Annotated in this window: 2 protein-coding genes; both read right to left on the minus strand. The window is 29.0% G+C overall.

Annotated features, from left to right (window positions below; translation table 11 throughout):
• Positions 1-159: 159 nt before the first annotated feature.
• Positions 160-255 carry a MetS family NSS transporter small subunit gene (locus tag QZ288_RS11695; RefSeq protein WP_020064978.1) on the minus strand — a complete coding sequence of 32 codons (96 nt, stop codon included), beginning with the start codon at positions 253-255 and terminating at the stop codon, positions 160-162.
• Positions 256-280: 25 nt separating this feature from the next.
• A complete protein-coding gene (locus QZ288_RS11700) occupies positions 281-1,786 on the minus strand; it encodes a sodium-dependent transporter (RefSeq protein WP_295159067.1) in 1,506 nt (501 codons plus the stop codon).
• Between the last annotated feature and the right edge of the window lie 456 nt (positions 1,787-2,242).

Here is a 2,242-nt window from a genome sequence, read left to right on the forward strand (position 1 = left end):
GGATTATGCCGATATCGGCCGCAGAGCGACGAACAAGTTTTTTATTAGTAAATAAGAAATAGAAAATTTATAAGTAATATTTTTATCGAGTTTATATAAATATAAAAAAAGCATAGACTTACAAACAAGCCTATGCTTAATATAATAAAATTAATTAATTTACATTTTTCTTAAAGCTATGCCAAGAAAAAAAGCAAATCCGCCCCAAATAGCTAATAAACTGAAGCCCATAAATATAGCAGAATCTAATCCCATAATTAATTACTCCTTAACTTATTTTTTATTTTGTTTGATGAGGTATATCAGGCTGTCTGTCTTTAAATTTAGCCAATAATATTCCAACTATAAATGCTATTACAGGCATTGACCAGCCTAAAAGAGTTAAAGCCCAAGCAGGATAATTTCCATAAGGATTTTTAAAATCATTTATTAATTTTAATGATAACATTATAGCTAAAAATATAGGAGTTAAAAACTTTAAGCAGAAATTCCACCAATTACCAATACTAAACTCGCTTACCTCATTAATAGTTTCCTTTAATGAACCTAATTTATACACCCAAGCAATTAATACAATCTCTATTAATCCGCTTACTACAATATTATAATTATTTACGAAAGCATCTACTATGTCAAGTATAGAAAGTCCGCTTCCTGTAGCATATATCATAGATAGGCTGCCTTGTATAAGTATAATAATAATGCTTACCTTTTTTCTATTGAAATGAAATTTATCTATAAATGAAGATATAACTACTTCAGAAAGAGAAATTGCAGAAGTAAGTCCTGCAAATGAAAGAACCAAGAAAAATACCAAACCAAATATACTATTTAATCCCGGAAGAGAGTTAATAGCTTCAGGAAATACCATAAATGCCAAACCTATGCCGCCGCTTCCTGCCACTTCAGCAACTTCTTTTCCTTGAGAATGAGCCATATACCCTATTATACTAAATACTGTAATGCCTGCAAATAAACTGAAGCTTGTATCTGCAAAACCTGTCATAAATGCATTATTGGCTATATCCGAATCATCAGGCAAATAGCTTGAATATGTAATCATTATACCGAATGCCACAGACATACTGTAAAATACCTGTCCGTAAGCATCTATCCAAATTTTAGGATTAATAAGTTTAGAAAAATCAGGCTTAAACATATAATCAAGTCCTGATAAAGCACCTGGTAAAGTAATGCCTCTAATTAATATAATTACCACTAAAAAAGCAAGTAAAGGCATGAATATTTTATTAGCTTTTTCTATACCGTCTTTAACACCGCCTATAACAGAAATCAATATAATAATCCAAACAATAATTAAAGGTACAGCAACTCCAATATTAAAATTGCTGAGTGAAAAACCATCTTGAAGTTTTAAATATTCTTTTATGAAGAAACCAGCTGTATCAGTTCCCCATTTTAATCCTTGAATAGAAAATAAACCATAGGATAATGACCAAGCAATAATAACTGAATAATAAACAACAATTACAAAACATGTAAATACCTGCAGCCAGCCTAACCATTCCCAAGACGGATTCAAGGCTTTTAAAGCACCGGGAGCACTTTTATGAGTTTTATGCCCTATTGAAAACTCTAATATCATTATGGGTATGCCTGCAGTCAGCATAGCTATTAAGAAAACTATCATAAAAGCTCCGCCGCCGTTAGAAGCTACCATATATGGAAAACGCCATATATTACCCAAACCAACAGCAGAACCTATAGCTGCAAGTATAAAACCTGCTCTAGTACCCCACTGCCCTCTGTGATGATGATGACTCATCTTTCATCTCCTTATTTTTTATTATTACTTTAACCTTATATGATATATAAAATATATAAAATAGCAATACTTTGTATAGAAATTTCTTTTAATAAGATATATGCCTAAATACTTTTTATATAAAAAATACAGCTTTAGTTATAAAAAAATATAAAAATAAAAAAACTTAATTGTTTAAAATTATTGTTTTCTGCTATTTATTGCTGATAAAAATTGTTTTATTATTATAGCTGCTGCCGCTTTTGGTGTCGGAAATATTAGCCTATAATTAGCTTATATATTTAAAATTATTTTTAATAATGTCAAGTACTCGTAATTTTTTATTATAGCTTTTATTTTTTATATAAAAAATTAATTATAACTTTTCTATTTCTTTAATACTTAATCCTGTTAATTCACTGATAAGATTAATATCCATATTTTTAATTTTCATATTTTTAGCCATTGATATTTGAG

The sequence above is a fragment of the uncultured Brachyspira sp. genome (assembly GCF_910578695.1).
Lineage (GTDB): Bacteria > Spirochaetota > Brachyspiria > Brachyspirales > Brachyspiraceae > Brachyspira.